We start from the raw sequence: 23,328 nt of genomic DNA, 5'->3' as shown, positions 1-23,328 counted from the left end.
GGCCTCCGCCCGCCCGCCTCACTCGGGGAACGGCGGTGGCTCCGCGACCGGAAACAGCAAGGTGAAGGTGGTGGGCGCCTTCCGGACGAGGGTGAGCCGCCCGCCGGCCGCCTCGGCCATTTCCCGCGCCAGCGTCAGCCCGATGCCACTGCCGGCCCGCGATGTCGTCGCCCCCCGTTCGAAGACGGCCCGCCGGTCGAGCGTCAGCGTCCCCTCGTCGGACACGTCGATGGCGAGGGCGCCGCCCATCTCGCGCACGGTGACCTCGACCGTGCCGCGGCCGTGGCGCAGGGCGTTGTCCAGGAGGACGTCCAGGATCTGCTCGGCGGTGCGCTCGGGGATCTGCAGGCCCCCGCCGCCGGGCTCGACACCGAAGTCCAGGCGCCGGCCCTCGGCGGCGAACGTGCCGTGCCAGCGGCGCTTCACCCGCTCGACCACCTCGGCGGCGGGCCGGGCGGCCGCGGGCACACCGGTGCGTGGCGTCGCCCTGGCCAGCCGGAGCACCTCGTCCACGGTCCGCTGAAGGTGCCGGACCTGCTCCAGGGCCTCCAGCACGGCCGCCCGCAGCTCCGTGTCGGGACCGACGGCGGCCGCATCCAGCCCCAACCGCAGACCGGTCAGCGGGGTGCGCAGCTGATGGGAGGCGTTGGAGGTGAAGTGGCGCTCGTGCTCGAGCCACCTGGTCAGACGCTCGACCATGGCGTTCTGGGTGCGCGCCACCTGGTCGATCTCGGCGATCGCGCTGCTCTCGGCACGCGCGGTCAGATCCCCGTCCGCCACCGCCTCGGCCTTCGTCGACAGTGCCTCCAACGGTGCGGTGAGCGTGCGCGCCTGTCTGCGTGCCACCACGACGGCCGTGGCCAACGCCACCAGGGCGGTGCCGGCCAGTCCGAGCCAGGCCAGGGTGACGCGCTGCCAGACCTGCGGTGTCCCGGTCGAGGCGCGGACCACACCGATCACCTGTTCTCCGGTCGCTATGGGCACGGCCACCACGATCTGGTGGTCGCCGTGCCCCCGGGTCGCCGTCCCGCCCTTGGCCGACCGGGTGATCGCGTCCGCCTTCCTGGGACCGCTGCCGTCGCGCAGCCGCCCGGAGAGGTCGTACACCCCGACGTCGGTTCCCCGCTCATGGCCGGGCAGTTCCACGTGGTCGCCCGCCACGAACTGCGCGGGCACATGGATGGCGGCCGCCAGCGCCGTACGCTCCAGCTCATCGTGCTCGTCCGCGAAGAAGGACGTCTGGATCCCGAGCGCCAGCGGCGTGGCGAGGAGGACGAGGGCCACCAATACCGCCATCACGGCCACTCGTATCACGCGCTTTCTCATACACCCATCATGAGCGCGGGCGCGCCCGGCCAGGCCGGGACAGGGACGGCACCGGCCGGTTTTGCCGTCGTCTAACCGTCGTCGTGGCGAGCGTTTACCGCCTCCTCCCTAGCGTCGGGGGCACCAGCGGTTCGCCCTATGTGGAGGACATCATGAGCAAGCGAGCCATCCTCGCCGTTCCCGTCGCCGTCGCCCTGACCGCCGCGGTGGTCGCCGGCTGCTCCGGCTCCGGCGGCGGCTCACACAGCGGTTCCAAGGCATCTTCCGGCTCGTCTCCCACCCAGCGAACCGGCCCGGCTCCCACCGAGTCCAACCCGCCCGGAGACATCCCCGACGATCAGGTGTACGTCGCCTACCGGCCGCCCGCCGGCGGGTTCACGATCAAGGTGCCGGAGGGCTGGTCCCGCTCCTCCACCCACGGCACCACCACCTTCAGCGACAAGCTCAACATGGTCGAGGTCTCGCAGAGCTCCACCGGGGCCGCGCCCACCGTCCGGTCGGTGAAGGAGGGCATGGTCCCCGCCCTCCGCAAGCAGGCCGAGCACTTCGCCCTCGGCGGCGTCACGGCCGTCCATCGGAAGGCCGGACAAGCCGTCCGGATCAGCTACCGAACGGACTCGCCCCCCAACCAGGTGACCGGTAAGAGCGTGCCTGACTCGGTGGAGCGGTACGTGTTCTTCCACAACGGCCGGCAGGTCGTCCTGACCCTGACCGGCCCGACCGGCGCCGACAACGTCGACCCCTGGCGCATCGTCAGCGATTCGCTCCGGTGGCAGCGATGACCACCGCCTCCGTGGCAGCCGCTCGGGCGGACGAGGCGACCGCCCTCGACGCCAGGGAGCTCTACCGGTTCTTCCGCACCGGCGAGGAGGAGACCCTCGCGCTGCGCGGGGTGTCCCTCCACGTCCGGCGCGGCGAGACCGTCGCCGTCGTCGGCCCTTCCGGTTCGGGCAAGTCCACCCTGCTCGCGTGCCTGGCCGGGCTGGACGAACCGGCGGGAGGCTGTGTCCGCGTCGGCGGGGAGCGGATCAGTCATCGCCCCGAAGCTCAGCGGGCCCGGCTGCGCGCCCGCCGCGTCGGTGTCCTGCTGCAGTCCGGCAACCTCATCGCCCATCTGAACGTATGGGAGAACATCCGCCTCGCTCAGGCCGCCGCCAGAGGGCGCCGGAGCGGTGCCCCCGATATCGCCGCCCTGCTCGACGGGGTGGGCCTGCGTGGCCGGGCCCACGCCCTGCCGCATGAACTGGCCGGCGGTGAACTGGCCCGCGCGGGGCTGGCCGTCGCCCTGGCCAACGACCCCGATGTGCTCCTCGCCGACGAGCCCACCGGCGAACTGGACGGACGGACCGAACAGCGCGTGCTCGACCTGCTCAAGAGCCGGGCCGACGCCGGTCGCGGCGTTCTCGTCGTCACCCACAACACCGAGGTGGTCGGCTTCGCCGACCGGGTACTCGTCCTGCGCGACGGAAGGATCCAGCCGTGAACCCCACCGGCCCCGGCGCCCCCCTCATCGACTGCCGTGACGCCGCCCGCACCTACGGCCAGGGCGAGCACGCCGTCGTGGCGGTGCACGGCGCCACCTGCCAAGTGCGGGCCGACGATCGCATCGCCATCATGGGCCCCTCCGGATCCGGCAAGTCCACATTGCTGCATCTGATGGCCGGGCTGGAGCGGCCCACCAGCGGGGAGATCACCTGGCCGGCCCTCGGCCGCCCCGCCACCGCCCGGGACATCGGCGTGGTCTTCCAGTCCCCGAGCCTGATCCCGGCTCTCGACGTGGTGGAGAACACCGCACTGCCGCTGGCTCTGTCGGGCACCTCGGAGCCCGAGGCCCGCCGCCGCGCGCTGTCCGCCCTCGACGCCGTCGGCATCGGGGACCTCGCCGACAAGCTGCCCGAGGAACTCTCGGGCGGCCAGGCGCAGCGGGTGGCGGTGGCCAGGGTGCTCGCGCTGCGCCCGAGGGTGGTCCTCGCCGACGAACCCACCGGACAGCTCGACCGCGCCACCGGCCGCCACGTGGTGGACGTCCTGCTGGAGACGGCGGCCGAACTGGGCGCCGCGCTCGTGGTGACCACCCACGATCCCACCGTCGGCGAACGCCTCACCGAGCGCTGGCCCATGCACGAGGGGCGGCTGGCCACCACGCTCCCCGCCCCCATCTCCGGACCGCGCACCGCCCCGCGAGCGCGGCCGAACGCGACTCGAGGAGAGACGTCGTGATCATCACCTGGCTGTCCGGGCTCGTCCGGCGCCGCAGTGGCCGGCTCCTCGCCGCCGCGCTCGGCATCTCGCTCGCCGTGGCGCTGGTCGCCGCGCTCGGCTCCTTCCTGACCGCCTCCAAATCCACCATGACCGACCGCGCGGTGCGCTCGGTCGCGGTCGACTGGCAGGTCCAGGTCCAGCCGGGCGCCAAACCGGCCTCGGTGCTGCACACCGTACGGTCCGCGCCCGGCACGCGCACCGCGCTCCCCGTCGGATTCGCGCACAGCACCGGTTTCCACGCCAGGACCGGCGGATCCACCCAGAGCACCGGCCCCGGGGTCGTGCTCGGCCTGCCACCCGGCTACCGCACCGCCTTCCCCGGCGAGATCCGGCAGCTCACAGGCAGCACCTCCGGAGTGCTCATCGCCCAGCAGACCGCGGCCAATCTGCATGCCGCCCCCGGGGACACCGTCACCATCGGCCGCCCGGGAGGCGGACCGGCCCGGGTGAAGGTGGCCGGGGTGGTCGACCTGCCCCAGGCCGACTCCCTGTTCCAGAAGGTCGGCGCCCCGCCCCAGACCCAGCCCACCGCGCCCCCCGACAACGTCATCCTGCTGCCCGCCGCACAGTTCACCAGGACCACGGCGCCCATCAAGGCCGCCGACCCGACCGCGGTCACCACACAGATCCATGTCGCCCGGGACGCCCGGCTGCCTGCCGACCCCGCCGCCGCGTACACCGCGACGACCGGCGCGGCCCACAACACCGAGGCGCGCACCGCCGGCGGCGGGCTGGTCGGCGACAACCTCGGCGCCGCACTCGACAGCGCACGCCAGGACGCCCTCTACGCCCAGATCCTCTTCCTCTTCCTCGGCGTGCCCGGAGCGGCCCTGGCCGCTCTGCTGACGGCGGCGGTGGCCGGCGCCGGAGCCGACCGGCGACGGCGCGAACAGGCCCTCCTGCGCACCCGCGGACTCGGCGTCCGCCAGGTCGTCGGCCTCGCGGCGACCGAGGCGGCAGCCGTCGGCCTGGCGGGTGGCCTGCTGGGCCTCGGCATCGCCGCGGGCGTGGGCCGGGCCGCCTTCGGCACGGTGTCCTTCGGCTCCGCCGCGGTATCGACGGCCGGCTGGTTCGCCCTCGCCCTGCTGCTGGGGCTGGTCATCGCCGCGGCGGCCGTCCTGGTCCCCGCGGTGCGCGATCTGCGGCAGGGCACCGTGGCCGAGGCCCGCCGGGTGGTGGGCCGGGCGGGCACCCCGCGCTGGATGAAGTTCTACCCCGACCTCATCCTGCTGGCTGTCTCCTACTTCGTCTTCCGCGCATCCAGTTCCAACAACTACTCCCTGGTCCTGGCCCCGGAAGGCGTCCCCACCATCTCCGTGTCCTACTGGGCCTTCCTGGGACCGGCCCTCCTCTGGTTCGGCTCCGCCCTGCTGCTGTGGCGGCTGGTGACGCTCGCCCTGACCTACGGGCGGCGCCCCCTTGCCCGGCTGGTCCGGCCGCTGACCGGTGCCATGGCCGGAACGACCGCCGCGAGCCTGTCCCGGCGGCGGCGCCCACTGGCACGCGCCGTCGTCCTGCTCGCGCTGGCCCTCTCCTTCGCCGCGTCCACCGCGTCGTTCAACTCCACCTACCGGCAACAGGCCGAGGTCGACGCCCGCCTCACCAACGGCGCCGATGTGACGGTGACCCAGTCACCCGGCTCCCGCGTCGGGCCCGGCGCGGCCAACCCCCTGGCGGCGATCCCGGGGGTGCGCCACGTGGAACCGCTTCAGCACCGGTTCGCCTACGTCGGAGCGGATCTGCAGGACCTGTACGGGGTCCGGCCGTCCACCATCACCTCCGCCACCTCCCTGCAGAACGCCTACTTCGCCGGCGGCAGTGCCAAGAGTCTGATGTCCAAACTGACCGCCCGGCCCGACTCCCTCCTGGTCAGCGAGGAGACCGTCAAAGACTTCCAACTGGCCCCCGGCGACACACTCAAGCTGCGGCTCCAGGACACCCGCACCAAGACGTTCCACACCGTGCCCTTCCACTACGCGGGCGTCGTCAAGGAATTCCCCACCGCGCCACGCGACAGCTTCTTCGTCGCCAACGCCGCGTACATCGCCAAGACCACCGGCAGCGACGCGGTCGGCACCTTCCTGGTCGACACCGGAGGCGCCAACCAGAAGACCGTCGCCACGCGGCTGCGCCACCGGCTCGGCACCACCGCGAAGGTCACCGACCTCACCCAGACCCGGTCTCAGGTCGGATCCAGCCTCACCTCCGTGGACCTGTCCGGACTCACCCGGATCGAACTCGCCTTCGCGGTCCTGCTGGCAGCCGGCGCGGGCGGCATCGTCCTGGCCCTCGGCCTCGCCGAACGCCGCCGCACCTTCGCCATCGCCACCGTCCTCGGCGCCACCCGACGGCAGCTCAGGGGACTGGTCTTCAGCGAGGCCGCCACGTTCGCCGCGGCCGGGCTGACCGGAGGCGCGCTCATCGGCTGGGCCCTGACCCAGATGCTCGTCAAGGTGCTCACCGGTGTCTTCGACCCACCACCGGAAGCCGTGGCCGTGCCCTGGCCGTATCTCGCCCTGACCCTGGCGACAGCCCTCGCGGCCATCGTCGGCGCGGCCCTGAGCGGCATCCGCAGATCCACCCGGCCGGCCGTGGAAGAGCTGCGTGAACTCTGACAGCGGACCGTCCGTGCGCCTCCGTACGGTCACTCGCTCTACCCTTCGGCACATGCGGACGACAGGGGCCAAGGACGCGGTATCCGTACTGGTCGTCGAGGACGACGAGACCATCGGGCGGCATGTGGCGGCGGGGCTGCGCTCCCACGGCTACGCCGTGACCTGGACCCGGACCGGCGGCTCCGGCCTGACCGAGGCCGCCCGGCTCCCCATCGACGTCGTCCTCCTCGACCTCGGCCTCCCCGACATGGACGGCATCGACGTGGCCCGGCAACTGCGCGACGAGCACTCCGATGTCCTGATCCTCATCCTGACCGCCCGCAGTGAGGAGATCGACGTCATCGAGGGCCTGGACGCGGGCGCCGACGACTACCTCGCCAAACCCTTCAGCATGAACGTGCTGCTCGCCCGCCTCCGCGCCCATCTCCGCCGCCGCCCACCCACCCCGGTGGGACCGGACGAACCCATCCGCATCGGCGATCTCACCGTGGACACCGCCGCCCGCCGCTGCCACCTCGGTGACCGGGAGGTCGACCTGCGTCCCAAGGAGTTCGAGCTCCTCGCCGTCCTGGCCCGGCACCCGGGGGAAGCGGTTTCCCGGGAGTCACTCATGGCACAGGTGTGGGACGAGAACTGGTTCGGGCCGACCAAGACCCTGGACGTCACCATCTCCTCCCTGCGCCGCCGACTGGAAACGACCGCCTCCGCGGCCCGCACCCCCATCGCCCTGCCCGCCTTCACCACCCTGCGCGGACACGGCTACCGACTCGACCCACCCGGGCCGCTGGATGGCGACTGACCGTCGGACTGGCCCCCTGTTCGGCTCGATCGAGCTGGGGGGACTGCGGCCCGCCGGTCGGGCAGCCGAGGACCGGGGTTTCCTGTGAGACCGGGTGGCGCAGGGGCCGGGGGAGGCGTATGCAGTACAGATGGATGCTCGGCAGGGATCTTCGGAGTTCAGCCGGCCAGGGCAGGGAAGTCGGGTCCTGGTCGCGATTCCTCTGGCGCTCATCATCCTGATCACACTCGGCGATGTGTTCACCCCCGCGGGCGTCCGCCTCTCACCGCTGCTGATCGCCGCTCCCGCCCTGACCGCGTCCTTCGCCGGACCACTGCTCACCAGCGGTATCGGCGTGGTGGCTGCGGGTGCCCAGATGGGGATCAACGTCTGGCAGCATCGTCTGACCACGTCCAGCCGGCTGTTCGAAGTCCTCACCCTGATCCTGGTCTCCGCCCTGATCGTGCTCTTCCGCGGCGCGCTCGACCGGCATGGCCGCGAACTGAGCCAGGTGCGGGTGGTGGCCGAGGTGGCGCAGCGGGTCCTGCTGCGCCCGCTGCCCGAACGCATCGGTCCGCTGCGCGTCGCCTCCGTCTACCTCGCGGCCGAGCCAGGGGCGGAGATCGGCGGCGATCTGTACGCGGCGGCTCACACCGTGCACGGCACCCGCCTGATCATCGGCGATGTCCGCGGCAGCGGGCTCACCGCCGTCGCGGACGCCTCACTGGTGCTCGGCGCCTTTCGTGCGATCGTCCACTGGCCCGTACCGCTGCCGGAACTCGTCGCGCAACTGGACGCCACCGTGTCCGCGGAACGCGCCGAACCCACCGATCCGGGGGCGGGGGAGTCGTTTGTCACCGCAACCGTGCTGGAGATCCCTGACGACCAGCCCGTGATACGCATGGTCAACTGCGGACACCCCCCGCCGCTCCTGCTGTGTGACGCCACCGTCAAGGAACTCGAGGGCCGTGCCCCCGCGCTGCCGCTCGGCCTCGGAGACCTGACGGTGGGCCGCTACCGGGCCGAGGACTACCCCTTCGGACCGGGTGATCTGCTGCTGCTCTACACCGACGGCGTGATCGAGGCACGCGACACGGCCGGCACCTTCTACCCGCTCATCGACCGGCTCCACACATGGGCCGACAAAGGGCCCCAGCGGCTCGTGGAATACCTGCGCCATGACCTGCTCACACATATCGGCCGCCACCAGGGCGATGACGTCGCCCTGGTGGCCCTCGAACGCCATCATCCGGAATGCTGATCCTCACCGTCTCACCGATGGAACGCATCCGCCTCGGCCGGCTCGGCGCCGGACGCCCGCGCACCCGTCCGGACCACCTCCAGCAACGAAGTCGAGCGCACGATCAACGCCCTCAAGAACTTCCGGGCCGTTGCCACGAGGTTCGACAAGCGTGTCTATGTCTTCCAGGGCATCGTGACCGTCGCAGCGATCCGGCACGGAGATGGCTGCGGCCGATCACCAGTCCGCGGTCCGCGCGAACAGCGATGATCCCGCCGAGCAACTGGAGTGGCGGCGGCTGACCGCCCGGCACGGTGACCGGCTCGGCGAGATCATGGAGGAGTGCGGCTGGCCGACGGCGGAACTGGTCGGCGAGGGGGCCGCACGCGCGGCATGGCTGATCGCTCAGCACGCCGACCGGCAGCTCGACATCCAGCGTCGCGCCCTCCAGTTGATGCAGCAGGCGGTGTCGGCAGGCTCGGCCGGCCCGCGCGAGCTGGCCTTCCTGCGCGACCGCACGCTGGTCAATGAGGGCCGCAAGCAGGTCTACGGAACTCAGATCGCCGGCGTGAAGGACGGGGCGCCGGTTCCGTGGCCCTGTGAAGAGCCCGAGCGCGTGGACGAACTCCGTGCGGAAGTCGGCATTGAGCCCTTCGACGAGTACGTCGCCAAGTTCTCCGTGGCCTGACGCCCCTTCCCAGTCGCGCCCAGTGGGTCACTGCCCGGACTCACCTGCCGCGAGCATGTTCCGCCGGACAGGCACTACTCACTGGCAGTCGGAGGGCAAGCGGCGCGTCGTGCGGTGGGCTGCGTCGGCCGAGTCCTCAACGGGCTCGTTGGGTGACCGGTTGCCTGTCGACATGACCACGACCGCGATGAGTGCGAGTGCACCGGACATGGCGCCGAATCCGGTCGAGAAGGTGGCGATCTGTGCGGCGAGGCCGAGCAAGAGGGACCCGAGGCCGGTTCCGCTGTCGTAGCCGATGTTCCAGGCAACGGAGGTGGTGTGCCGGTTTTCGGTTCCGGCCTGGTTGAGCGCTTGAACGAGGGTGATGCTCTGCAGCCCACCGTACGCCGCTCCCAGCAGGACGAGGCCGCCCAGCAGGCCGGCGATGGGCGGCTGGCCGGAGCGGACGGCGACGGTGATGAGTATGAGCCCGGCGCAGGCGGCGGCCAGGAGCGTACAGGTCAGCGGGCGCGACGAGAAGCGATCTGCCAGGACTCCGCAACCCCAGCGGGCCGCCGCGGCGCCGGCGGTGAAGAGGAACAACGCGCTCGCGGCCAGGGCGGGCCGGCCCGCGAACTGGGGTGTGAATGTCAGGACGGCACCTCCGGCCGAGGTCACCAGCAGCAGCGTGATGAGCGGCAGCAGGATGCGGCGGAGCACTGTGGACGCAGGGGCCGCGCCCACTGAGGTCTGTTCCGACGCCGGAACCTCGGTGCGGGTCTCGACCGCGCGTCCCAGGGCGCGGGTGAAGGGCAGGGCGAGGACGGGCAGCGCACCGCATGCGATGATCGTGGGGAGGGCGAGTGCTGCGGTCAGGGCCGAAGTGGCCGGGGTGAGCACCATCTGAGGCAGAGCGATCGCCAGGCCGTACACGCCGATGGCGGCTCCTTGGCGTCCACGGGGAGCGATGATCGCGACAGCGGTGGAACCGCAGACGGTGACGATGCCGAACCCCAGCCCTCGCAGGGCGGTGGTGGCCAGGACCGCCCAGAGACTGTCATTGAGGGCCTGCAACGGCGCCGGCAGGCCGAGAAGCAGGGCCCCGAGAGCGAGCGTGCGCGGCCACCCCAGCCTGCGCAGGGCAGCTTTGACGAGCAGTTGGGCCAGCACGGTGGTGGCCATCAGCACGGCGGTGACGAGTCCGGCGCCGAACTCGTTGGCGCCTCCGTGTACCGCCCACTGCGGTGAGACGGGCAGCAGAAGGGCGAAGCCTGAGAAGCAGAAGAGCACCAGCAACAGCAAGTGCGCCATGCCGGGGGCGGTGATCACGGACGACTTCGTGCGAGTCATGGGCAGCAGTGCTTTCTGCGCCGCCGCTATGGGCTGCGCTATGGGCGGGCGTAGGGGGGGCGGGTGGGGTTGATGCGGTTCAGCCGCACCACACGGTCCGGGTGAGGGCGATTCTGTCCACGCCGATGCTCCTGGCAGAACGCCAGGTAACCGGCGTCGGTTGTCTCAGGATGTCCGGGGCCATGCTCATGAATGTATGGGATGGCAGTTCGCGGACCACAGGGGCCCGTGTGGAACGTCTGCATCTGCGTCAGCGCGCGGGTCCGCCGCCGTTCGCTTGCTGTCCACTGGCGTACGGATCGCTGACCTGCGGAACGCCCATGACCGTCGAGTGCGTACCCTCGGCGGCCGCCGGATTTCCGTCGCCGGACCCGCTGCCCTCATGGGTCTGAGTCTGAGTTGGGTAGGGTGTGCTGCCGGTCATGTGATGGGCGGTGTGGTCGTGGCGTCGGTGGAGCGGACGGCGTATCCGAGGTTCAAGCGGATCGTTTCCGACCGCGAGCTGATGCAGTTCTTCACCCCTGATGAGGCCGAGATTGCCCGGGCGGCGAAGCGGACCCATGAGCGCCCGGAATCGTTGCTCACGCTTCTGGTGTTGCTGAAGTCCTGTGCCCGGCTGGGCTACTTCCCGGGTCCGGGCGCGTGAGATCGCCGCTGGAGCGGATGGCGGTTCGGCGACTACACCACCGGCCAACTCCACGTACCACCACCCGCCTACACCCCGGCCCTCCGCGCCCCGGCCGAACCAGTCAGCTGACGGGCGACGAAGACCACAGAGCGAGCAAACGGCATATGAAGATGAGGGCATGCCGGCAATAGACAGTGTTCCCAGGCCCGGCCCGTCGAGGGAACCAACGTCACCGTCCGGACTGCCCGGTCCGCGATCCGCTATGGGAAACCTCGTCATCGTCTTGGTCGGGCTTGGCGCCCTGGTGGCAGGGACGCTGACACGCGGGGCCGAAACCATGGTCGACTCTCCGCTGTGGTTCGGGCTCTGGCACGGGCTGGCATTGTGGGGCATGATCACGATCGGCGTGGGGCTCGTCTTCCGGAGCCGCTGGAAGGCCGCGGCCGCAGCCGGGCTGGTCACGCAGCTCGGTTTGGTGCTCGGCTACTACGGGGCCGACCACCTCGACACGGGCATGCTGGCTTCAACACAGGTCATCAGGTACTCCCTGGTCGGCCTGTTGACGGGCCCGTTCTACGGAGCCTTCGGCGCAACGGTCCTGGTGGCAGGGGCCATCTCGGCCCTGGACTGGCTGCCAACGATCATCTGAACCCGGCCGACCGCTTCAATTTCACTGTCACTGTCCGCATCCAACAGGCCAGGTACCCTGCGGCTACAGAACCTCTGACCGATACCCCGCAACGGTGTCCATCCGGCCCGGCCGAGGACCGGGGGCGTCTTCGGCCGCTCGTGAAGCTCGTGATCAGCGGGGGCGTTCGCAGTGGCGGCGTGCGTACTTCGAAAACTCGTTCTGGATCACTTGCGCGGCTAGGCGGCGGGCGTACTCAGCGGTCGAGGCCAAGGTGGGACAGCGCCATTCGCCGGTTTCTGATCTGAAGTCAATATCCGTCCGGCCGCGTCGCCGCCGCTCGAGCCGACTCGTCCGCCGCCGCGCCTGGAACGAAAGACGCCGAGAAAACCCCGAGGGCCCGGGACAACCGATATTGGCGCAGAAGGCCGGCGAAGAAGGCTGGTTCAGGGTAGTTCCTTTCACTGCGGCGGTAGTATCGTTTTGCGGAAAGCATCGAAGCCGTTCTGCTTGAGCCCGGGAGTGGACTCTCTTGATTACCCATGTCCGGAGTGTGGCGCTCGGTGTACCCGACCTCGCCGCCGCGCGCGAATTCTTCCAGAAGCACTGGCAATTGGACCTCGTCGATACGGACTCGGACCGGGTGTTCCTCGGAGCCGGGTGCCAGGAGAACCAGGTGCTGCGCTTACGGGCCACCGCCAAGCCCCGGGTCGACCTGCTGTGTCTGGCCGCGGCCACCGACGCGGACGTGGACGCGATCGCCGGGCGAGTGGTGGCACACCCGCTCGGCCGCCTCGTCAGCGAGCCCGCCACCTGCGACGATGCGGGTGGCGGTTACCGGTTCCGGTTCCTTGACTGCGAGGGACGCACGGTCGAGGTGTCGTCCCGGCTGGACGTGCGGGCGTTCCGGCCCGTCGAACCGGGTGAGGGCAGACCGACCGGGATCAGCCATGTGGTGCTCAACACCTCGGATCTGCCGACCGCACTGGCCTTCTATCAATCGGTTTTCGACCTCAAGGTGAGCGACTGGGTGGAGGACATCATGGTATTCCTCCGTTCCGGTACGGCCCACCACATGCTCGCGTTCACCCGGGCACCGCATACTTCGCTCAACCACATCGCCTTCGAATTACGCGGGATCGATGAATTCATGCGGGCAACCGGTGCCATGGTCAGGAAAGGTTACACTCCGCTGTGGGGGCCGGGCCGGCACGGTGTCGGGGCGAACACTTTCACATATTTCCAGGAGCCCGCATCGAGATTCGTCGCCGAATACACCACGGGAATGCTGCGGATCGATCCCGACCACGAGTGGACTCCCCGCGTCTACCCGGGCAACGCGCAGACGAGTGACACCTGGGGGGTGGCGTCGGCGCGCGACGACGCGGTGTCGGCGAGCCTCCTGGGCTGCCCGGACACGGGGCTGTGGCAGCCGCCGCCGGCGTGACCTGGACGAGGAGTGAGGGGACGCGGCAGATGGGAGGAGACAGCCGCATGGGACGCGAAGACGGTCGGCGGGTGGAGCGGGAGCCGGTTGCCGTGGTGACGGGCGGCGCCTCGGGAATCGGTCGCGCCGTCGTGGCCGACCTGGCCGCACACGGCTATCGGGTCGCCGTGCTCGACCGCGACGCTCCCGCGGACGGGGACTCGGACCGGGTGCGGTGGGTGGTCGGCGACGTACGTGACCCCGATGCCAACGACGGGGTGGTGGACGTCGCGTTGTCCCGCTTCGGCGGGCTGGACCTGTTCGTCGGCAACGCGGGGGTCCACGACGGCGGGATCGGGATACGCGACGCGGGCGGCGCCGAACTGGCCGAAGTGACCCGGTATCTGCTCGATGTGGACGTCGTCGGCTACCTGCTCGGGGCACGGGCGGCTGTCAGGGCCCTCGCCGACAGCAAGGGCTCGATGGTCTTCACCCTGTCCGACGCGTCCTACCTCGTGCGCGGCAACGGCGCGGGCATCGCGTACGCCGCCGCCAAGCACGCGGCGCTGGGGGTGGTGCGCCACCTGGCCGCCGACCTCGCGCCCGCGGTCCGGGTCAACGCCGTGGCCCCGGGTGGGATCGTGACCGGACTGCGCACGATGGACGGTCTGCGGGTCTTCGCCGGTGCCGACGAGATCACGGCGACGGTGCGGGCGTTCAACCCGCTGGGCGTGGTCCTGCGCGCCGAGCAGGTCGCCCCCCTGTACCGGTTCCTGGCGTCCCCCGCGGCAGAGGGCATGACCGGTGAGGTGCTGCGGCCCGATGGTGGCCTGACCGTGCGGTAGGGCGTGGCTCACCCGTCCACCACCACCTCGAGCACGTACGGGCCGGTGGCGGTGAGCGCGGCCCTCAGCGCGGACACCAGTTCGGCCGGATCGACGACCCTTTTTCCCACGCAGCCCTGGGCGGTGGCGAGTGCGGCGAAATCCAGCCCGTCGAGCGTCGTGCCCACCGGTTTTCCCATGCCCAATCGTTCGGCGAACCCCTCCACGGTGGCGTAACGGCGGTTGTTCACCACGATGACGGCGATCGGGAGACGAAGCCGGGCCGCCGACCACAGCGCCTGGATGGCGTACATGGCGGAGCCGTCGCCCACCACGGCGACCACTCGGGCTCCCGGCCGCCCCAGCGCCATGCCGACCGCCGCGGGAAGTCCGTGTCCCAGCGCGCCGCTCGCGGTCGTGTAGAAGGTTTCGGGCCCCGGATTGGGCAGGTACTCGCACATCACCGGCCGGGTTCCCGGAGCCTCCTCCACCAGGACGCACCCCGCAGGCCGTGCTTCGGCAAGGGCGTGCACCAAGTGCGCCTGGGAGATCCGGTCGGCGCAGGGCGTGGGCGGTTTCGGGGGCTGCCGGGCGGGCGGCGGGGTGCGCGGCCTCCTTGGCGGGTGGGCGCCGAGCATCCGCAGGGCGGGCGCCAGCCCGGTGATGACAGCGGTACCGCTCGGGCACCAGGACGCCTGCTCGGGGTCGTCGGTGAGCAGATAGAGGTCGGTCCCGGGCGGGAGATGCGGGCCGGTTCCCGGAACGTGGTACGTGAACACCGGCGCACCCACCGACAGCACGAGGTCGTTTCCCGTCAGCGCACGCACGATGTCCTCGCGCACCGGCGGCAGGAAGCCGGCGAACAGCGGGTGAAGTTCGGGGAAGGCGCAGCGGTGGGACATCGGTTCCGCCCAGACCGGCGCCTGGTGTGCCTCGGCCAGCGTCACCAGGTCGGGCACGGCCATCTCGCGGTCGACCCCGGCCCCCGCGATCAGGACGGGCGACTCCGCGAGCGCCAGCGCCTGGCCGACGCGGGCGAGCAGGCCGGGGTCCGCGGCCACGGTGGTGCTCGTCAGCCTGGCCGTGACGGGGGGTTCGGCGGGCTGGTCCCAGTCATCCCTCGGGACGGACACGAGCACCGGCCCCGCGGGCGGAGCGGTCGCGAGGTGCCGGGCGCGGGAGATGGCCGACGGCACGTCCTGGGCGCGGGCGGGCTCGCGACTGAGCTTGACGTACGGGCGGGGCAGCGTGGCCGGGTCCTCCGACAACAGATACGGGTGGCCCTCCAGCAGGGAGCGCGCCTGCTGGCCGGCGACGACCACCAGCGGCGTCCGGTTGCGGCGCGCGGTGAACAGCGCGCCCATCGCGTGCCCCACCCCGGCTGCCGAGTGCAGGTTGACCAGCACGGGGCGGTGGGTGGCCTGCGCGTACCCGTCGGCCATCGCCACCACCACCGACTCCTGCAGGCCCAGCACGTACCGGAAGTCGTCGGGGAAGTCGCGCAGCATGGGCAGTTCCAGCGACCCGGGGTTGCCGAAAACGGTGGTCATGCCCTCCGCGCGCAGCAGGTCGAACACCGCCTCGCGCACTGTCGTCGTCTCGCCGGAGAGTGTCATCGGAGGCCGCCTTCCGCCGTGATGCCCGCTGCTCGGAGCGCCGCACGGACGCGCGACGGAGTCAGGGGGAGCGAGGTGAGGGTGTGCGCGATCTCGGGAACCGCGGCGGCCACCGCACAGGTGACCGCCGCGGGCGGCAGGAGGGTGCCGCCCTCGCCGAGACCCTTGAACCCCCCGGGAATCGCCGTGCTGGGAGTGCAGGTGTGCTCGATGACGAGGTCTTCGGGAACGTCCTGGGCCGCGGGGACGGCGTACTCGCGGAACGACCGGGTGACGGGGACACCCTCGGCGTCGGCCCTGGCCTCCTCGCTCAGCGCCTGTCCCAGCCCCTGGGCGATTCCCCCGGCGATCTGCCCGTGCGCGATCAGCGGGTTGACCAGCACGCCGCTGTCGTGAACGGCCCAGTAGCCGGTCACCGTGACGCGTCCGGTGCCGACATCGACCGTGACCTCGGCGGCGTGCGCGCCGTGTGCGAAGGTGATCTGCGGCGGGTCGAAGTCCACCGCCTCCTCCAGCCGTATCCGGTCGGTGTCCTTCCTGTTCCCCCATCCCCGGTAGCCGCGATGGGCGACCTCGCGCCAGGTGATCCTCGCGCCGTCGGTGCCGTGAAAGGCCGCGTCCGGGGACGACGGGTCGGCACGGGAGCCGATCCGCTGGGTCACCCGGTCGGGATCGGTGCCCAGGAACCCGGCGGCCAGCGTTCTCATCCGGTCGGCGAGCCGCCGAGCGGCGATGAGCAGTGCGCCGCCCGCGAGCGTCAGCGCCCGGCTGGCCTGGGCGGAGAGGTCGGAGTGCGGGGCGGTGTCGGTGTCCCCGAGTTCGACCCGCACCCAGTCCAGGGGTACGCCCAGCCCTTCGGCCGCGATCTGGGCCAGGCTGGTCTCGATGCCCTGGCCGACCGCGATCACCCCGGAGTAGGCGGTGACGGTCCCGTCGTGGTTGATCCGCAGCCGCACTCCCTCCCAGCCGCTCCACGCGATCCCGAACGTTTCGAGCAGAGCGGAGGGCGCGAACGCGGTGATCTCCACCGCGGCCACGACGGCGGTGCCCCGGCGCACCCACGGCGGGTCCGAGGGGGGTGGGCGCTCGGCCAGGGTGGCGGCACGGCGCAGTGCGGCACCGTAGTCGCCGCTGTCGTAGGTGAGTCCGGTGTGCGTGGTGTGCGGCAGCTCCTCGGGTCGGATCAGGTTCCGCAGCCTCAACTCCAATGCCGGAACGTCGAGTTCACGGGCCGCTTCCTCGATGAGCCGCTCACGGATGAACGCCGCTTCCTGCATGCCGTACCCGCGGTAGGCGCCGGTGGGGACGCGGGTGGTGTACACCCCGGTGACGGTGGCCGCGGCGGCGTCCACGTGGTACGGACCCTGGAGGGTCAGGGCGGTCACCTGATGCGGTCCGCTGCCCGCCTGGGTCGCGTATGCGCCCAGGTCCGCGAGGATGTGCGCGTCGAACGCCAGGAACCGGCCCTCGTGGCCGACGGCCAGGCGAGCGGTGGTCCGCTGGCCCCGCCCCTGGTAGGCGCCGTCGAAGTTCTCCGCGCGCGACTCCACCCAGCGCACCGCGGCGCCCAGGGCGACCGCGGCCGCGCACACCATCGCCTCGTCCGGGTAGAGCACGACCTTGCTGCCGAACGACCCGCCTATGTCCGGCGCGATGACGCGCACCCGGTCCGCGCGCATTCCCAGCACGGCGCAGAGGTCTTGACGCATGGAGTGCGGGGACTGGCTGCCGGCGTGCACGGTGAGCAGTCCGGTGCCCGGGTCGTACTCGGCCAGCACACCGCGCGGCTCCAGGGGGGAGGGGTTCACCCTCGGCAGGGTGAACTCTCGTTCCACGACCAGTTCCGCTCGCGCGAAAGCCGCGGCGACGTCCTCCTCGGGAGAGCCGAGGCGAATGCTCCCGGCCTCGTTGCCCGCGGCACCCGGCACGATGGGCGGAGCGTGCTCGGCCAGCGCATCGGCGAGGGTGGCTGCCGGGGGCAGGGGATCGAGGTCGAGCCGTACGGCTTCGGCGAGGTCCTCGGCCGCGGTCGGGGTGTCCGCGACCACGATGCCCAGCGGCTGCCCGGCGTAGCGAGCGGTGTGCGCGGCGATGGGAATGCGGTCCTCCGGCTGACCGGGCAACCGCCAGGCGGTCGGGATCGGCGCCGTGCGCTCGGCGAGGTCGTCGGGGCCCAGCACGAGTGCGCAGCGTGGGTCGCTCCTGGCGGCGGAGGCGTCGAAGCCGACGATCCGAGCGTGTGCGAGCGGGCTTCGCACGAGCGTCGCGTACAGCACTCCCGCCGCGCGCAGGTCGGCGAGGAAGCGGCCGTGCCCGCGCACCAACCGGTCGTGGTGGCGAGGCGGAACGGGCCTCCCGATGTGCTGGTGCGCCCCGCTCACCGGTCGCCCCCCGAACCGCCGGAGAGCTTGCGCAGTGCGGCGCGGATGCCGTCGTAGCCGGTGCACCTGCACAAGTGCCCGGCCAGCACGTCCGCTTCGCTCCCGCCGCGGCCGGCGGCGTGGGCCATCCGCACCACCAAGCCGGGGGTGCAGAATCCGCACTGGAGGCCGTGCTCCTCGATGAGGGCGCGTTGAGCCCTCGTCAGGTCACCGCCGCCGGCGACCCCCTCCACCGTGCTGATCTCCCGGCCGTCGGCCTGCACCGCGAGGACGAGGCAGGAGCAGACCGGCTCCCCGTCGAGCAGCACCACGCAGGCGCCACAGTCGCCGGTACCGCAGCCGACGTGTGTGCCGGTCAGCCGCAGGCCGGTGCGCAGGTGTTCGGCCAGGGTGGTGTGGTCCCAGGCGTCTTCGGTGCGCACGACCCCGTTGACCCGCACCGTGACTGTCCGGACGCTCATCGTCCCTCCCGGGCGGCTCGTGCCGTGAGTGCTCGCAGAAGCAGCACACCGGCCGCCTCGGTCCGGTACTCCTGGTCCTCGGGTCCAGGGCCTCGGGCGACCTCCGCTGCGACCGAGGCGACCAGCCCCCGGTGCGGTCCGGCGACGGGGCGGTCCGCCAGTTCGGCCTCGACGCCGGGCAGCCGAACGGGGACGGGCCCGCATCCGGCCACCACCACACGTGCGGCCCGGACGAGACCGTCGGCGACGTGGAGCCCCAGGCACACGCCGACGACGGGGTACCCGGTGCTGCCGCGCGTGCCCAGCTCGCTGAACTCGTACGCGAGCCCGTCGGCGCGGGGGAAGACGACCTCGGTCAGCACCTCGTCCGGCGCGCGGACGGTGGCTCCGGCACCGGTGGCGAACCGGGCCGCGGGTACGGACCGCGCTCCGCGTACCGACCGCAGCACCACGTCGGCGCCGAGAGCGACCGCGACCGCCGGGAGTTCGGCGGCCGGGGCCGCATGGCACAACGAACCGCCCAGCGTGGAACGCCCGCGGATGTGCGGATGGGCCACCGAGGCGGCGGCGGAGGCCAACACGGGCAGTGCGGTGGCCAGTTCCGCGTGCTGCTCCAGATCGCGCAGTCTGGTCATCGCGCCTATCCTGACGCGGTGGGGAGACACCTCGATCCCCGCCAGGCCGGGTATCCCGTTCAGGTCCACGACCAGGTCCGGGCGCACCTCACGGCGGGTCAGCAGGGGCAGCAGGCTCTGCCCGCCGGCCAGCGGTGTCACTGTCAGCCCGGGGGAGTGAAGCGTGCGCAACGCCTCGTCGACGGTGGTGGGCGCGGTGTAGTCGAAGGCGACGGCCGTCATGTGGGCGCCCCCTCCTCCACGGCGGCGCGCACCACGGCGGTGACCGCCGTGGGAGTCAGGGCGCACAGCGCGTCCAGGGCCGTGGCGTCGAGCAGTGCACGGTGTCCCGTGCGCTCGGACACCAGCAGCAGTCGCCGGCCGTTGCCGGTCGGGTGCAGCAGGACGTCGACCGATGCCGACTCGCACGAGACCCTGCACAACAGGACATCCTCCTGGTGTTCGCCTTCAGAAGATGACGGATAGCTGTTCATGGGTGGCGACCTCCACGTCTAGCAGGACACACCTGCGCAGCAGCAGCCAGCGCCCGTGATGCTCGCGGAGCAGGTCCCGGCGCGCGGCGCTGACGAGCGCGGTGTGCTCGACTCCCCGGTTACTGGTGACCAGGAGGTTGGCATCGGCCCGCACCACCCCGGGGGCGGGTGCGTCGAACACGCGGACCGACCCCAGGAAATGACGCGTGGTGGTGGCGGGTCGGTCCGACCACGCCGGGACCAGTCCGACACGGCCGAACTTCAGCTCGAGTACCCGCTTGGTGGCCTCGAAGAGCACGGCGGACCGGCTGTGCCGGGGCAGCGCGGGGTCCTCTCGCAGCAGCGGCACCGGGATCTCGTAGCGGAAGACGGGATCGAGCATGTCCAGCCACCGCTGGTGCTCGCCCTCGTCCAGCGCGGCGCTCTCCTCCGTGAGCACGGCGGTGATCTCGGCGTCGAGGCCGGGGAGCCGTGGGCCCCGGTCGGGGAACGGGCATCGGGCCAGCTCCTCGGGGCGGGCGGTGGACTGCGCCGGAGGGCGCGGGTCAGGCCGGTCGATCACGGCAGTTCCCCCATCAACGTCGACCAGCGCCGGTAGAAGGCGCGCTGGTTGTGCTCGCTGAGAGTGGCTGCCTCGGCCCGCGCCGGCCCCGGGAAGTTCCGAGCCGGGGTGGACCGGCCGACACCGAGGGTCAGGTCCACGGGCCCTCCTCGTCCGGGTGCCGAGCGGGCGAGGGCGGCATCGATCCGGGCGAAGTTCTCGAAGTCGTCCATCTCGAAGAGGATGCCACCCGCGGACTGGGTGCGTGCCTGGAAACGGTAGGAGCGGCGCTGCCACTCCCGGTCCATCGCGGTGGGCACGAGCGTCCAGTACAGGCACTCGGTCTCGCGGGCGCTGACCGGCACGTGGGCGCGGACCACCAGATAGCGGGTCAGCGGATCGGCGTCCTCACCCACAGCGCGGTCGTGCGCGACGCTGAGGAACACGGTGTTCGGAAACACCACCCCGTGCGCCACCTCGCAGTGCGAGGTGAACCGCACCTGTTCCGGGGTCTGCGCGGCGGTCAGTGCGGGCCACCGCTCGGGCGGGTAGCCAGGGAACTGCGGGGCGGTGAGATCCCGCTCGTCGATGGAACGCCCGCTCTCGACGACGTAGCCCGCGCGCAGGCTGTGCCCGGCCGGGGTGGCGATATTGACCGCGACCAGGTCGGTTCCCGCACGCCCCCGGGTGCCGTTGGCCAGGGTGTCGCCGTAGATCCCCTGGTCGAGCGCGATCTGGTGAGTGGTCCGCATGTGGTACCCGTCGCCCGCGAAGTTGTCCGTGGGGATCTTCCAGTTTCCCTTGGCGCGCACGCGCTGCGGGGGGCCGCACACCTCCCACTCTCCCGCCCCGCAGTCGAGGATGGCGTCGAGGTACCAGGCGATCTCGCCGAGATAGTCCTCCAGGTCGGGGGCTTTCGCGTCCCAGGTGGCGAACAGGAACCCGCGCCGGCAGGCCACGCGCGCCGAGGGCAGGCCGTGCCGGGTGTGGTCGAAGTCCGGTGGGTACCCCGACCGGAGCGCGGGCACGCCGACCAGCCTGCCGTCGTTGGTGAAGGTCCAGCCGTGGTAGCTGCACCGGAGGTGCGCGGTGTTGCCCAGGCTCGCACGGCACAGGCGGGTGCCCCGGTGGGTGCACGAATTGTGCAGCGCGCGTATTTCGCCGTCTTCTCCACGGACGACGACGACCTCGTCCCGGCCGAGCATACGCAGGACGTAATCGCCCGGCTCGGGCACCTCGCCGGCGAATCCGAGGAATTGCCAGGAAGGATGGAAAACGCGATCGTATTCAGCATCGAGGATGTCGCTGTCAATAAATGCACGGCGACCGATCGCGCGCACCGGACCATCGACTCCGAACGACATTCATCCCTCCCAGAGGGCAATTTCGCGACAGGGTGGACCGCGCATCATGCATCGAGGGCCGCCCGTACCGGAAAACGCGGATCGCACAGCGCCGCGAGGGCCAGGTCGACTAAGGAGGACAGGTGGGCAGCACACACGCGAGCCCCGCCAGGCAGTCGCGTCGTAGCTCCACTACCGGATGAGGGCTGCGGGTCCCGCCAGACCACGGAGTGCCGCTCATCGGCAAGCAATGCTAAATGCGGCGACTTGGGCGTGCAAGGGCCGGTCCCCTGGGCCGGCGGCCACCCGTCCCGTCCGCCCGGCGCGCCCCCGCTCCCGCGTGGCGACCCGGGTTTGACGTCCTTTCCCCCGGTCACGAGGGGTGTCGCGGTGGACTCAGGGGTTCTTGGACGGCAGGCCGCCGCGACGGACCATGGGCTGCGCAGGAGCGGCAACCGCCTCAACTGAGCCAGGGAAACCGGCCCTTCTTCGGCGGTATCCGGCCGCTTTCACTTCGCATCGGCACCTCCCGTCACGGGTCTTCGGCCTCGCCGGCGTACACCTCCCGACCCCTGTCCCGCTCCCGCGACGCAGCGCCCGCAAGCCTCTGTCGAAGCTGGCCGAAAAACAACCGAATTTCCGCTTGGAATCCAAAAAAGGAAGACCGAATCCCACCGCCTTGTAACACCGCAGAAAAATACATTACGGTGGCACCGCGAGAGCCACGGATTCATGCCCCGGCTCCGAGTCCGGTGTCACCCCCGGCGCTATCGGATGCCCAGTGCCCTCCCGCCTACCTCTTGGGAGCCCTTCCTGTGCCACTCGACCTCACCACCATCGATAACTTCTCCCACAACAACTTCCAGTACATCGAGGACCCGTTCTCCTTCTACGCGCTGATGCGCGAGCGCAGCCCGGCCCACCTGTCCGGAACGATCTTCGGCGGCACCTGGCTGATGTTCCGGTACGCCGACTGCGCACGCCTGATGAAGGACGAGCGGCTGTCCAACGCACGCTCGGCGGTCCCGTTGCGGTTCCTCGCGCCGGCGCAGCGCGAGGAGTTCGCGGACATGCTCGACATCTACGGCCGTTGGCTGGCGTTCCACGACGGCATGGAGCACACCCGTAGCCGCCGACAGGCCAACCGGGGCTATGTGCCGTTCACCGACGAGTACCTCGAGCCGCGCATCCAGGGCATCGTCGACGGACTGCTCGATCGGGTCGACCCCACCGGGTTCGACCTCATATCGGACTTCGCCTTCCCGCTGCCCGCCATGGTGATCGCCGATGTGCTCGGCGTCCCGGCCGAAGCGCATGCCGACCTCAACCGCTGGACGGACGACATCGCGCACCTGTTCGGCTCGACCTCGGTCTCGGTGGAGCACCTGCGCCGGACCAGGAAGAGCACCCGGCAACTCGCCGACTTCCTGGCGTCCGAGGACAACGCGCGCCGCTCTCGCGCCGCGGGCGGCCTGCTGCACCGATTACGGGAGACCGAGGTCCACGGACACCGCTTCTCCGAGCACGACGTGGTCGCGCAGGCGGCGCTGCTGCTGTTCGCGGGCGTGGCGTCCATCCGGTACCTCATCGGCAACAGCGTGCGCGCCCTCGCCGCCGTCCCCACCGCCGAGCGGAATCTGCTGCTGGATCCCGCCACCGTGGGTCCCGCCGTCGAAGAACTGCTGCGCGTGTGCACACCGGTCTCGTTCGTCGGCCGGGTCGCGGGCGAGGACTTCGAGTACACCGCCGGCGACGGGACCGTCGTCCCGCTGCGCAAGGGGCGGCCCCTGCTGCTGTACGTGGCCTCGGCCAACCGCGACCCCGACGTCTTCGAACGCCCGGACGAGCTGGTCCTCGACCGGCCGCTGCCCAACCAGCACCTGACCTTCGGCACCGGCCGGCATCTCTGCTTCGGCGACCCGCTCGTGCGCCAGACGACCCGGATCGCGCTGAGCACCCTGTACCGGAGATGGCCGGCTCTGTACGTGCCGCCGCAGGAGACCAACTGGAACAACAACCTCGGCTTCCATGGCTTCACATCGCTCTGGGTCACCGGCGGCGATTGAGCACCGGAGCGGCCTGGTCGCCGCGCTCGTCCGCCACCAGCGGCAGATCTCCACCTCACCACACCCAG

The 23,328-nt window shown here is 71.3% G+C and carries 21 protein-coding genes; 12 read left to right on the top strand and 9 right to left on the bottom strand.

Annotated features, from left to right (window positions below):
• Window positions 1-18: 18 nt before the first annotated feature.
• Entirely contained in the window at window positions 19-1,326 is a 1,308-nt protein-coding gene (locus tag NP777_RS37170; protein ID WP_256654594.1) for a sensor histidine kinase, read from the bottom strand.
• Between the two features lie 152 nt (window positions 1,327-1,478).
• On the opposite strand from NP777_RS37170, the gene NP777_RS37165 reads away from it, so the two are divergent.
• The 7 genes from NP777_RS37165 to NP777_RS37130 all read left to right on the top strand — a co-directional run bounded on the left by NP777_RS37165 (window position 1,479) and on the right by NP777_RS37130 (window position 8,909).
• Window positions 1,479-2,108 (top strand): hypothetical protein, encoded by a 630-nt coding sequence (locus NP777_RS37165; RefSeq protein ID WP_256654593.1) that lies wholly within the window; start codon window positions 1,479-1,481, stop codon window positions 2,106-2,108.
• On the top strand, window positions 2,105-2,809 hold the full coding sequence (locus NP777_RS37160; RefSeq protein WP_256654592.1) for an ABC transporter ATP-binding protein: 705 nt from the start codon (window positions 2,105-2,107) through the stop codon (window positions 2,807-2,809). Before NP777_RS37165 ends, NP777_RS37160 begins: the two co-directional genes overlap by 4 nt.
• Window positions 2,806-3,546, top strand: a complete 741-nt coding sequence (locus NP777_RS37155) for an ABC transporter ATP-binding protein (RefSeq protein ID WP_256654591.1) — start codon at window positions 2,806-2,808, stop codon at window positions 3,544-3,546. Before NP777_RS37160 ends, NP777_RS37155 begins: the two co-directional genes overlap by 4 nt.
• Window positions 3,543-6,203 carry an ABC transporter permease gene (locus NP777_RS37150; protein ID WP_256654590.1) on the top strand — a complete coding sequence of 887 codons (2,661 nt, stop codon included), beginning with the start codon at window positions 3,543-3,545 and terminating at the stop codon, window positions 6,201-6,203. The genes NP777_RS37155 and NP777_RS37150 overlap by 4 nt, the downstream gene beginning before the upstream one ends.
• 52 nt (window positions 6,204-6,255) lie before the next feature.
• Entirely contained in the window at window positions 6,256-7,002 is a 747-nt protein-coding gene (locus NP777_RS37145; protein ID WP_256654589.1) for a response regulator transcription factor, read from the top strand.
• A 235-nt stretch (window positions 7,003-7,237) separates the two neighbouring features.
• Entirely contained in the window at window positions 7,238-8,242 is a 1,005-nt protein-coding gene (locus NP777_RS37140) for a PP2C family protein-serine/threonine phosphatase (RefSeq protein WP_308405324.1), read from the top strand.
• Window positions 8,243-8,444: 202 nt separating this feature from the next.
• Window positions 8,445-8,909: a DUF6624 domain-containing protein gene (locus tag NP777_RS37130; protein WP_256654587.1), complete on the top strand. Its 465-nt coding sequence runs from the start codon at window positions 8,445-8,447 to the stop codon at window positions 8,907-8,909.
• A 78-nt stretch (window positions 8,910-8,987) separates the two neighbouring features.
• Here NP777_RS37130 and NP777_RS37125 read toward each other — a convergent pair whose 3' ends face one another.
• Entirely contained in the window at window positions 8,988-10,217 is a 1,230-nt protein-coding gene (locus NP777_RS37125) for an MFS transporter (protein ID WP_256654586.1), read from the bottom strand.
• 352 nt (window positions 10,218-10,569) lie between these two features.
• Here NP777_RS37125 and NP777_RS37120 point away from each other — a divergent pair, with 352 nt between their 5' ends.
• From NP777_RS37120 to NP777_RS37105, 4 genes are all read left to right on the top strand, one after another.
• Complete coding sequence (locus NP777_RS37120) at window positions 10,570-10,884, top strand: DUF4158 domain-containing protein (protein WP_256654585.1); 315 nt, start codon at window positions 10,570-10,572, stop codon at window positions 10,882-10,884.
• Between the two features lie 244 nt (window positions 10,885-11,128).
• A complete protein-coding gene (locus NP777_RS37115) occupies window positions 11,129-11,515 on the top strand; it encodes a DUF6518 family protein (RefSeq protein WP_256654584.1) in 387 nt (128 codons plus the stop codon).
• A 532-nt stretch (window positions 11,516-12,047) separates the two neighbouring features.
• Window positions 12,048-12,941 (top strand): VOC family protein, encoded by an 894-nt coding sequence (locus NP777_RS37110; protein WP_256654583.1) that lies wholly within the window; start codon window positions 12,048-12,050, stop codon window positions 12,939-12,941.
• 47 nt (window positions 12,942-12,988) lie between these two features.
• Window positions 12,989-13,765, top strand: coding sequence for an SDR family oxidoreductase (locus tag NP777_RS37105; protein WP_256654582.1), 777 nt, complete (start codon window positions 12,989-12,991; stop codon window positions 13,763-13,765).
• A gap of 8 nt (window positions 13,766-13,773) precedes the next feature.
• Here the strand turns inward: NP777_RS37105 and mdlC are convergent, their stop codons facing one another.
• Genes mdlC through NP777_RS37070 form a run of 7 tightly spaced genes read right to left on the bottom strand, consistent with a single transcriptional unit; the run spans window position 13,774 to window position 21,215 of the window.
• Window positions 13,774-15,360: a benzoylformate decarboxylase gene (gene mdlC, locus NP777_RS37100; RefSeq protein WP_256654581.1), complete on the bottom strand. Its 1,587-nt coding sequence runs from the start codon at window positions 15,358-15,360 to the stop codon at window positions 13,774-13,776.
• Window positions 15,357-17,681, bottom strand: coding sequence for a xanthine dehydrogenase family protein molybdopterin-binding subunit (locus NP777_RS37095; protein ID WP_256654580.1), 2,325 nt, complete (start codon window positions 17,679-17,681; stop codon window positions 15,357-15,359). Before NP777_RS37095 ends, mdlC begins: the two co-directional genes overlap by 4 nt.
• Before the next feature lie 56 nt (window positions 17,682-17,737).
• Window positions 17,738-18,202 (bottom strand): (2Fe-2S)-binding protein, encoded by a 465-nt coding sequence (locus tag NP777_RS37090; protein ID WP_256654579.1) that lies wholly within the window; start codon window positions 18,200-18,202, stop codon window positions 17,738-17,740.
• Window positions 18,199-19,059 (bottom strand): FAD binding domain-containing protein, encoded by an 861-nt coding sequence (locus NP777_RS37085; RefSeq protein WP_256654578.1) that lies wholly within the window; start codon window positions 19,057-19,059, stop codon window positions 18,199-18,201. Before NP777_RS37085 ends, NP777_RS37090 begins: the two co-directional genes overlap by 4 nt.
• Window positions 19,056-19,259, bottom strand: a complete 204-nt coding sequence (locus NP777_RS37080) for a hypothetical protein (RefSeq protein ID WP_256654577.1) — start codon at window positions 19,257-19,259, stop codon at window positions 19,056-19,058. The genes NP777_RS37085 and NP777_RS37080 overlap by 4 nt, the downstream gene beginning before the upstream one ends.
• A gap of 25 nt (window positions 19,260-19,284) precedes the next feature.
• Window positions 19,285-19,872 carry an aromatic-ring-hydroxylating dioxygenase subunit beta gene (locus NP777_RS37075; protein WP_256654576.1) on the bottom strand — a complete coding sequence of 196 codons (588 nt, stop codon included), beginning with the start codon at window positions 19,870-19,872 and terminating at the stop codon, window positions 19,285-19,287.
• A complete protein-coding gene (locus NP777_RS37070) occupies window positions 19,869-21,215 on the bottom strand; it encodes an aromatic ring-hydroxylating oxygenase subunit alpha (RefSeq protein WP_256654575.1) in 1,347 nt (448 codons plus the stop codon). Before NP777_RS37070 ends, NP777_RS37075 begins: the two co-directional genes overlap by 4 nt.
• A 794-nt stretch (window positions 21,216-22,009) precedes the next feature.
• Between NP777_RS37070 and NP777_RS48270 the strand changes: the two genes are divergently transcribed.
• Window positions 22,010-23,260 (top strand): cytochrome P450, encoded by a 1,251-nt coding sequence (locus NP777_RS48270; RefSeq protein WP_256654574.1) that lies wholly within the window; start codon window positions 22,010-22,012, stop codon window positions 23,258-23,260.
• The last annotated feature ends 68 nt before the right edge of the window (window positions 23,261-23,328 follow it).

The organism is Streptomyces rugosispiralis (genome assembly GCF_024505145.1).
In the GTDB taxonomy this organism is placed as follows: domain Bacteria; phylum Actinomycetota; class Actinomycetes; order Streptomycetales; family Streptomycetaceae; genus Streptomyces; species Streptomyces rugosispiralis.
Note: the sequence above shows the minus strand (reverse complement) of the source record. Positions and strands in the feature narration are given on the sequence as shown.

Excerpts from the sequence above, each read along its gene's own strand:
- NP777_RS37170 (WP_256654594.1), bottom strand. The coding sequence starts at position 1,326 with ATGAGAAAGCGCGTGATACGAGTGGCCGTGATGGCGGTATTGGTGGCC.
- NP777_RS37165 (WP_256654593.1), top strand. The coding sequence starts at position 1,479 with ATGAGCAAGCGAGCCATCCTCGCCGTTCCCGTCGCCGTCGCCCTGACC.
- NP777_RS37160 (WP_256654592.1), top strand. The coding sequence starts at position 2,105 with ATGACCACCGCCTCCGTGGCAGCCGCTCGGGCGGACGAGGCGACCGCC.
- NP777_RS37145 (WP_256654589.1), top strand. The coding sequence starts at position 6,256 with ATGCGGACGACAGGGGCCAAGGACGCGGTATCCGTACTGGTCGTCGAG.
- NP777_RS37130 (WP_256654587.1), top strand. The coding sequence starts at position 8,445 with ATGGCTGCGGCCGATCACCAGTCCGCGGTCCGCGCGAACAGCGATGAT.
- NP777_RS37115 (WP_256654584.1), top strand. The coding sequence starts at position 11,129 with ATGGGAAACCTCGTCATCGTCTTGGTCGGGCTTGGCGCCCTGGTGGCA.
- NP777_RS37105 (WP_256654582.1), top strand. The coding sequence starts at position 12,989 with ATGGGACGCGAAGACGGTCGGCGGGTGGAGCGGGAGCCGGTTGCCGTG.
- mdlC (WP_256654581.1), bottom strand. The coding sequence starts at position 15,360 with ATGACACTCTCCGGCGAGACGACGACAGTGCGCGAGGCGGTGTTCGAC.
- NP777_RS37090 (WP_256654579.1), bottom strand. The coding sequence starts at position 18,202 with ATGAGCGTCCGGACAGTCACGGTGCGGGTCAACGGGGTCGTGCGCACC.
- NP777_RS37085 (WP_256654578.1), bottom strand. The coding sequence starts at position 19,059 with ATGACGGCCGTCGCCTTCGACTACACCGCGCCCACCACCGTCGACGAG.
- NP777_RS37070 (WP_256654575.1), bottom strand. The coding sequence starts at position 21,215 with ATGTCGTTCGGAGTCGATGGTCCGGTGCGCGCGATCGGTCGCCGTGCA.